This is a genomic window from uncultured Maricaulis sp., assembly GCF_963976135.1.
Classification (GTDB): domain Bacteria; phylum Pseudomonadota; class Alphaproteobacteria; order Caulobacterales; family Maricaulaceae; genus Maricaulis.
In genome coordinates this window covers 25,858-34,614 of sequence record NZ_CAXBKN010000023.1, presented here as the reverse complement: position 1 = coordinate 34,614, position 8,757 = coordinate 25,858, and the positions used below count along the sequence as shown (strand labels likewise).

The following is an 8,757-nucleotide window of genomic DNA, read 5'->3' as shown; positions in this document are numbered from 1 at the left end:
ATCCGCGCCAGGTTTTCGTGCACCACCAGGGTCGGGTCGATCATCGTGCCGGAGGCGGCGATCTGCCGCGCAAGCTGGCGCACGCCCTCCGGGTCGGTGTCATCATTCAACGCATGCCAGACGATCGACTCGGTATGTTCGAGCGTTTGGAAACCGGCCTCCAGCGAAGCCGCGAAATCAACCGGATCGGCCTCTGTGCCCTCAACCGGGTGCCCGCTCATCGTCATGCCCAGACCGGCCGCCTCCTCGCGGATCGCGGCGAAGCTTTCCCGGGACAGGTTCGAGTAGAGCTTGAGATCGCGAAAGCCGGCCGCATACTGCCGGCGCACGCTGGCCCGCGCCTCGTCTGCACCCTCGACGGCTTCGTGCAGGAGATTGCCATTGCGACCACCGACCTCATTGAGGATCGGACCGGTCGTCAACAGGCGCGGCCCCAGGATCTCGCCCCGCTCGATGCGCGCGGCGAGCGGCAGGTGAAAGGGAAAGCCGCCCATATTGCGCACCGTCGTGACGCCGCGGGCCAGGCCGGCCGCCAGATCCGTCTCGTCGAAGACATGGACATGCATATCAATCAGGCCCGGCATCAGGACGCGCCCTCCAGCATTGATCAGCTCGACGCCGTCGGGCCGGGCCGGCAAGGCGCCCGTCCCGACGCGCTCGATCCGCCCGTCGATCACCAGGACGTGTCCATTCGCCTGCACGCTGCCGGTCGCGGGGTCGAGCAAGCCCGCATTGGTGATCAGATAGGATCGCGGCGCGTCGCGATCCGGGCGCATCACCCCCGGCAATTGATGCGCCCAGGCGACGAGGACCGCGGCGGCGATACTGACGAGAAGCCCGAGGGCCATGAAAAATCGAAACATGTCTGTCTCCCGATTGATGACGGGGTGACAGGACCACAGGCGTTCGGACGGATCGCCCGATATCCGGATTCCGGACGTGCGGAATGCGTCAGCTGTCGGCCGGACCGGATTTCGCACCCGCCGGCGCTGCATCCATGGCGGCCGCGAAGGCGGATGGTGTCTGGCCGGTCTCGCGCTTGAAGACCGCGTTGAAGACCGACTTGGAACTGAAGCCGGCCGTGAAGGCGAGATCGATCACACGCTGGCGCGTCCCCGTCCGGGCATCCTCCTGCATCATCGCGCAAACATCCTCGATCCGAAGCGAGTTGATATAGTCGTTGAAATTTCGCCCTGTCGTCGACTTGATGGCCAGGGTCACGGCGCGTTCCGTGAGGCCGGCGGCCAGCGCGACCTCCTGCCGTGTCAGCCGGGGTTCGGTGTAGAGCGCCTCATCGCGGACAGCGGTCTCGACACGCTTGAAATCGGCGATCGCAGCTGCGCTGGCCAGGGCGGTGTCATCGGATGGGCGCGACGCGGCACGCCCTTCGGCCCAGGCCTCCAGGGCCCGGTCATCAAGGCCCGAAAACAGGCGGGCATGCTGAACGGCCAGCACGACCAGGACACACACGAAGACCAGCGACACCGCGATCTGGAAGACATAGGCCGACGATGTCCCCAGCCAGGGCCAGTAGGGATGCAGCCAGTGGGCATCCATACGCAGGATGTCGAACACGCCGTCAATGACATAAAAGGCGATCATCGCGACCATCCAGTTGAGCTGGATGGCGTGCGCATCGGAGCGCATGTCGCGGGTCGCGAGGTGAAAACGGCGGACCAGCAGCAGCGCCGCGCCGGAATAGACAAACAGGCTGATCCGGGCCGCGTGTTCGACCAGCTCGATCTGCGGTGTCAGCGGCAGCGCGACCAGGAATGGCAGCGCGTGCGGCCAGTCGCTCCAGCGCAGGGCCGGACCGGCGTTCATCACCCCGCGCACGACGAGATAGACCAGGGGCGGATAGGCGAGGCGGAAGGCCGGGGTCACCAGCCAGATATCGCGAAAGCCCGAGGTCTCTTCCAGGAAGTTGAATACCATCCAGGTCGCCGACATGACCAGCAAGGCCGACACCGCCCGCAGGCGCGGCCGGGTCACGGTCAGCGCGACGCCCAGACCGGCCACACCGATCAGGGCAAATTGCAGCAGATTGACGGCGAACAGGGACATGGGTCGAGACTAGCTATCCCCGGAACGAAGGCAATCTGTGGCCATCAGACTTTCCAGCCCCGGAACTCGCGATACTCGCGGATCGCGGTGAGCGCTCGCGCGCTCGTGCAAGGGGTCTCGTCTTCCATCGCTGAAATGACCAGCCGAAAGAGATGTTCCGGTGCCTCGCGCAGCGCATCGGCATCGGCCCCGGCCAGATTCCTGGCCGCGCCGTGCTCCGGCGTATCGGTCAGGGATTGCTCGATACGCCCCAGACAAGCCTTCAGCGCGCCATCGCGAGACCGATTGCGCAGGGCCAGGAAAACCAGGATCAGGACGAGGACGATCGGGACGAGCAGGGCCATCCCGACTGTCTAGTCCGCGGTAGCGCTCGCCTCAATCGCCTCTATCACCGGCCGCAAATCAACAAATTTGAAATTCTGCCCGCCCGTATCATTCTCATCGTCCTGGACTACCAGCACACCGGCCGGGAAGTCTGGCCCGAGATTGGCGGCGGAGATGTCGATACCATCGGTATGGGTCACTCCGTCAATTGCCGCATCGACAATCTGCAGGCGCGTCACAAAGGCATGGCTCTCCAGATCGTAGACGGCATAGGTGTTGTCGCCCTGGCTTGAAACGACCAGCCAGCCGCCGGTTTCGCCTTGTGGCAGCAGGGCAGCGCCTTCCGCATCGGCCGTAATCTCGCGGCCATCGGTGGACGCAATCTGTTGCGGCTCGGCCGGATCCGTGGGCTCGGCGCCCATGGTCCAGACGCCGACATTTTCCTCATTCATGTAGAGCTGGCCGGTGCGGTCATCGGCGACGCAGCCTTCCGCGATCGTACCGAGCGTGACACGGCGGACTTCCTGCGTGGTGACCATGGCGCCATCCCAGCCCAGCGCATACTGGACGAATGTGCCCGGCTCCTTGTCCGAGAGGAAGGCGTAGAGTGCCTGGTCGAGCGGTGAACGGTAGAGGCAAAAGCCGTAGGGCTCGGTCACATCTGCAACCGTCACCGCCCCGACATAGGAGACGTCGCGCGTCGACGGATCGATGAAGAAGAAGGCGATGCCGCCATTGGAGCGGTCGGAAGCCGCAGCGATGTCGACCACGCGATCACCCAGGTCAAACCCGTAACGGACATCGACATTATTGAGCCGGCCTTCGGGCAGATAGGCATGCTCCTCACCAGTCATGGTGTAGACGTAGATGCCGTTATCCTTGTCGGTGCCGAAGATCAGGCTATCGGCGGGATTGTCAGCCCCCCAGACGGCCGGGTCGTCTGCGGCATCGCCGGTCCCGGCGACACTGGCAGTTTCGCGCGCGGCCTCGATTTCGATCGGCGGCAGTCCCGGGCTGCAAGCGGCCATGGCGCTCGCGCCGACCAGAAGTCCCAACAGGTGTTTCACGGTGTCTCTCCCATTCCTGACGGCGCGCGATAGCCCGCAGGAGACAAGGCGCCAAGCCCCTACCGGGCGACATTTCCGTGACATTTGTTTCGGGATTTCGCGTTGTCACGAGACACTCGCAAAAACGACACGGAGGTGAATCCGAAACGTCATCACCATGTTGCTGATCCCCACGCATAGAAGCCGCCACTTTGCCCGACCGGGCAAGGCTGTTGTCAGTCCATGTGAGGGGAACTCCCATGAAGACCACCATCGCCATGCTCGGCACGGTTTCCGTGCTTGCACTCGCTGCCGCCAGCGCAGCCCAGGCCGGCACGATCGCCGGCCGCGTCACCGACGCCTCCGAGACCATTGGTCTGGCCGGCGCCGTCGTCCGCGTCGTCGAAACCGGGCAGTCCGCCACGGTCGGCCGCGACGGCACCTACCGGATCTCCGGTCTCGCCGCCGGTGAATACACGCTTCGCATTGCCTATGTCGGCACCGAGGCGCACGAACTCACCGTCCGGCTCGACAGCGCCGACGCAATAGCCTCGCGCAATATCACGCTCGGCGATGATGTCGCCTATGTCGACAATATCCTGATCATGGGCCAGCGCGGCTCGATCAATTCGGCCCTGTCGCGCCAGCGTGCCGATGACGGGCTTGTCACCGTGCTCTCCGCCGACGCCATCGGCCAGTTCCCCGACGAGAATGTCGCCGAAGCCGCCCGCCGCGCCGTCGGCGTCAATGTTCTCAACGATCAGGGTGAAGGCCGCTTCGTCTCGATCCGCGGCATCGACCCGAACCTGGTCTCGACCTCGCTCAATGGCGTGCGCCTGACCTCGCCGGAAGCGGAAGACCGCCAGGTCGGTCTCGACGTGATCGATGCCGACGTGCTGTCCAGCGTCGTGATCAACAAGTCGCTCCTGCCCTACATGGACGGCGACAGCATTGGCGGCAATGTCGAGATCGAGACCACCTCCGGCCTCAACACCGACAGCATGGTTCTGCAGGGCCGCATCGCCGGCCTGTTTTCCGATCTGGAAAACGAGTTCGGCTGGCGCGGTTCGGTGAATTTCGCCGACAATTTCATGGAAGGCCGGCTCGGCGTCGCCGCCTCGCTGTCCTACCAGCAGCGCGTTTTCGGCTCGGAAAGCCTGGAAGTCGATGGCGGCTGGGAAACCGGCGAGAGCGTCGCATTCCCGAACGAAGTCGAGATGCGCAATTACGAGGTGACCCGCGAGCGCACCACTGCCGCGCTGAACCTGGACTATCAACACGCCAATGATCTCAGCTTCTATCTGCGCACGACCTTCTCGGACTTCTCCGACCAGGAATACCGCTCGCGCGTCGAGATCAAGCTTGAGGACGGCGACTATAATAACGCCATTTCCAGCGGCGACCTGGCGGCCTTCACCGCTTCGGACATGGATATCGACCGCGACATCAAGGACCGGCTCGAGACCCAGCTGATCTTTGCCACCGATTTCGGCGGCGAATGGTTCAATGACAACACGACCGTCGACTGGTCGCTGTCCTATGTCTATGCCGAGGAAGCAGAGCCCAACCGCCTCGACACCGATTTCCGCTACACTTTCGAGGACGGCCAGGCCTTCGGCGTCGACATCTCCGATCCGTTGCACCCGCGTCCGATCTATGAAGGCGGCGCGACCACGACGCAGGTCTTCGATGCGGCCAATTACGAGAATAACGGCTTTGAGGCCACCGAAGGCCTCTCCCAGGACCGCGAATATGCCGGGGCCTTCAATGTCCGTCGCGACCTGCAGCTGGCCGGTTATGCCAGCTATCTCCAGTTCGGCGGCCGCTACCGCACCCGCGACAAGAAATACGCCCTGGACATCGACATCTATGACGAGGGCAATTTCACCCTCGCCGACGTTCTCAACACGGTCGATTATAGCCAGGCCGCCCTTGGCCCGGTTGCCTCGCCATCCGGCGTGCGTGACTTTTTCGACGCCAACCGGTCCAGCCTCGACTACCAGGAATTCGACAGCCTGATCGCCAGCCTCGGTGCCAGCTATCGCGTCGAGGAAGACGTCACGGCCGGCTATCTGATGGGCGGGATCGATGCCGGAGCCCTGCGCGTTGTCGGCGGTGTCCGCGTCGAGCAGACCGAAACCTCGGCCGCCGGTTATGAGACCTTCTTCGCCGAAGAAGGTGCGACGGTGAATGGCCAGGTGCTGGCGGATGACGAGCTCTTCATCACCCCGACCACGGCTTCGGACGACTATACCGATGTGCTGCCAAGCGTCTCGGTGCGGTGGGAGTTGAGCGAGAACATCATCGGCCGTTTCTCCTTCTACCAGTCGATCCAGCGCCCCAATCCGGGCCAGTACGCTCCGCGCGTCTATATCGAGCAGAATGATGATGACGATGTCGAAGGCGAGTTCGGCAATCCGGACCTTCAGCGGGTCCAGGCCGATAATTTCGATGCGTCGCTGGAATGGTATCCGAACAATGACTCCGTGGTCTATTTCGGCGTGTTCCAGAAGAGCCTCGACAATTTCATCGGCGAGATCCAGTACCAGGACACGACGATCAATGGCACCTTCTTCGATGAAGCGGTGACCTATGTGAACCTGCCCTCGGCCGAGGTCAGCGGCTTCGAGTTCAACTATCAGCAAGCCCTCGACTTCCTGCCGATCGAAGGCTTCATCGCCGGCTTCAACTATACCGGCACCGACAGTGAGGCGACGACGGCCGATGGCCGGGTCATCCCGCTGCCACACCAGTCCGACTGGGTCTGGAATGCAGTGCTCGGCTATGATCACGGTCCCTGGGACCTGCGTGCCGTGCTCAGTTCGCGCGGCGAGTATCTCGACGAGATCCGCGGCGATGCCGGCGAAGACCGCTATGTGCTGGAACACACCCAGCTCGATCTGTCGGCCAAGTACAATCTCAATGGCTCGCTACAGATCTTCGCCGACCTGAAAAATGCCACCGACGAACCCTATCGCGCCGTGACCCGGCCGGACGGGATCGATCGCCTCGAACAGTTCGAGGAGTATGGCTGGTCAACAGTGTTCGGCCTGCGCTTCACCTACTAGTCCCGCTCATCGGACCGGACATGACGGGGCCCCGGCGGAGAAATCCACCGGGGCCCCTTTTTGTCTGCACACGCCGCAAAAGCGTCGCTCTGCTGTCATCAATCTGTTGTGCCCCGCTTCTAGAGAGAGCGGCGAAACTTGTCCTCCCCGGATCAGTCTCACGACTCGGTATCCCTCCGAGACAAACACACGACTCGGGCCGTCCTTCGGGGCGGCCCGTTTTTTTAGCCGCGATTGATCGCCGCCTGGATCAGGCGGTGCGCGTCCTCACTGTCCCAGTCGGCCGGGGCCGGCATACGGCCAATCTCGCGGCCATGGCTGTCGTAGAGAATCGACATCGGAAGGCCGAGCGCACCGACCAGATTGTGACTGGTGAAGCTGGCATCCCGCAGCGCCGGCAGGGCATCGATCTGCTCGCGCTCGAAGAATTCGGTGATCGGCGCGAAGGAGCGGTCAAAGCTGATCGTCACAACGTCGAAGCTATCGCCGCCGAACCGCTGCTGCAGCCGGTTGAGCGCCGGCATTTCCTCGACGCAGGGTCCGCACCAGGTCGCCCAGAGATTCAACAGGATCACCTTGCCGCGATAGTCCGACAGCAAGTGCTCGCCGCCATCCGGATCGGTATAGACCATCGCCGGCTGCGCCGGTGCATCGGCGAGCGTGACGAAGCCCCCCATCTCGCCGCGTGCATAGCTGTCCAGCGTACCGGTTTCACTCTTGCCCGTGCCGGAGATGAACACGTATACAAGCCAGATCAGTCCGATAACGAGCATGGTCGCGATACCGGCTTTGATGGGCGTTATTTGCATTTCATTCTCCTGATCGGCGGGTCATCCATGTCAGACGACACCAAAACGACACCAACATCCAGTGCCAGCGCCATGTGGGGCGGCCGTTTCGCGGCCGGTCCGTCAGCGGTCATGGAAGCGATCAATGCCTCGATCGATATCGACCAGCGCATGGCCGAGGAAGATATCGCCGGATCGCTCGCTCATGCCGAGATGTTGGCGGCCACGGGCGTGATTTCAAGCGCTGATGCCGCCGAGATCAAGCGCGGGCTGACACAAGTGCGTGAAGAGATCCGCGCCGGGGATTTTCCATGGTCGGCCGCGCTTGAAGACGTGCACATGAATGTCGAATCGCGCCTGAAAGACATTATCGGTGAACCGGCCGGCCGCTTGCACACGGCCCGCTCGCGCAATGACCAGGTCGCGACCGATTTTCGCCTCTGGCTGCGCGCCGCCTGTGACCGCATCGATGTCCGGCTCGAGGCCTATCAGCGCGCCCTGGTCGAACAGGCCGAAAAACATGTCGACCAGGTCATGCCCGGCTTTACCCATTTGCAGACCGCCCAGCCGGTCTCGCTGGCGCATCACCTCTTGAGCTATGTCGAACTGGCCCAGCGTGATCGCGGCCGTTTTGCCGATGCCCGCAAACGCCTCAATGAAAGCCCGCTCGGCTGTGCCGCGCTGGCCGGCACGGCGTTTCCGATCGACCGTGACATGACGGCCAAGGCGCTCGGCTTTGACCGGCCGATGGCCAATTCCCTCGACGGTGTCGCCGCGCGCGATTTCGCTCTGGAAGTGATGGCGGCTGCGGCGATCTGTGCCGTCAACCTGTCGCGCTTCGCCGAGGAGATCGTGCTGTGGTGCACGCGCCGCTTCGGCTTTGCCACCCTGTCGGATGCCTGGTCGACCGGTTCCTCCATCATGCCGCAAAAGCGCAATCCCGACGCTGCTGAACTGGTGCGCGCCAAGCCGGGCCGCATTATCGGCTCACTCACCGGACTGCTCGTCGTGGTGAAGGGTCTGCCGCTGGCCTATTCGAAAGACCTGCAGGAAGACAAGGCGCCCGCCTTCCAGGCCGTCGACGATCTGGAACTGGCGCTGGCCGCGATGGCCGGCATGGCGGGCGATCTCACCTTTTATGGCGATGCGATGGAGGAAGCGGCCGGCGAAGCCTATTCCGACGCCACCGATCTGGCCGATTTCGTCGTGCGCGAGCTGGGCAAGCCCTTCCGCGACGCGCATCATATCTCCGGCTCCATCGTCCGCCTTGCCGAAGCGGCGGGCGTGCCACTGGCGCAATTGCCGCTGGAGACCATGCAATCGGTCGAGCCCGGCCTCGACGAACGCATCTATTCAGTGTTGAGTGCACGCGCCTCGATGCAGAGCCGCACCAGCTTTGGCGGCACCTCGCCGGTGCGGGTGCGCGAGCAGGTCGAAGCCTGGAAAGCCCGCCTGTCGGCATAAAGG

General features: G+C 63.4%; 6 protein-coding genes and 1 pseudogene. 2 read left to right on the top strand and 5 right to left on the bottom strand.

Features of this window, described 5'->3' with window-relative positions:
• The 4 genes and pseudogenes from AAC023_RS05020 to AAC023_RS05005 form a co-directional block, all read right to left on the bottom strand.
• Positions 1 to 863: pseudogene (locus AAC023_RS05020) on the bottom strand (hypothetical protein); the annotation flags it as partial.
• A gap of 88 nt (positions 864 to 951) precedes the next feature.
• Positions 952 to 2,064 (bottom strand): helix-turn-helix transcriptional regulator, encoded by a 1,113-nt coding sequence (locus tag AAC023_RS05015; RefSeq protein WP_339738766.1) that lies wholly within the window; start codon positions 2,062 to 2,064, stop codon positions 952 to 954.
• 44 nt (positions 2,065 to 2,108) lie between these two features.
• Entirely contained in the window at positions 2,109 to 2,408 is a 300-nt protein-coding gene (locus tag AAC023_RS05010) for a hypothetical protein (protein WP_339738764.1), read from the bottom strand.
• A gap of 9 nt (positions 2,409 to 2,417) precedes the next feature.
• Positions 2,418 to 3,455, bottom strand: coding sequence for a phytase (locus AAC023_RS05005; RefSeq protein ID WP_339738762.1), 1,038 nt, complete (start codon positions 3,453 to 3,455; stop codon positions 2,418 to 2,420).
• Between the two features lie 239 nt (positions 3,456 to 3,694).
• Here AAC023_RS05005 and AAC023_RS05000 point away from each other — a divergent pair, with 239 nt between their 5' ends.
• Positions 3,695 to 6,502 (top strand): TonB-dependent receptor, encoded by a 2,808-nt coding sequence (locus AAC023_RS05000; RefSeq protein ID WP_339738760.1) that lies wholly within the window; start codon positions 3,695 to 3,697, stop codon positions 6,500 to 6,502.
• A 224-nt stretch (positions 6,503 to 6,726) separates the two neighbouring features.
• Here the strand turns inward: AAC023_RS05000 and AAC023_RS04995 are convergent, their stop codons facing one another.
• Positions 6,727 to 7,311 carry a redoxin domain-containing protein gene (locus AAC023_RS04995; protein ID WP_339738758.1) on the bottom strand — a complete coding sequence of 195 codons (585 nt, stop codon included), beginning with the start codon at positions 7,309 to 7,311 and terminating at the stop codon, positions 6,727 to 6,729.
• 27 nt (positions 7,312 to 7,338) lie between these two features.
• Between AAC023_RS04995 and argH the strand changes: the two genes are divergently transcribed.
• Positions 7,339 to 8,754 carry an argininosuccinate lyase gene (gene argH / locus AAC023_RS04990; RefSeq protein ID WP_339738756.1) on the top strand — a complete coding sequence of 472 codons (1,416 nt, stop codon included), beginning with the start codon at positions 7,339 to 7,341 and terminating at the stop codon, positions 8,752 to 8,754.
• Positions 8,755 to 8,757 lie beyond the last annotated feature (3 nt).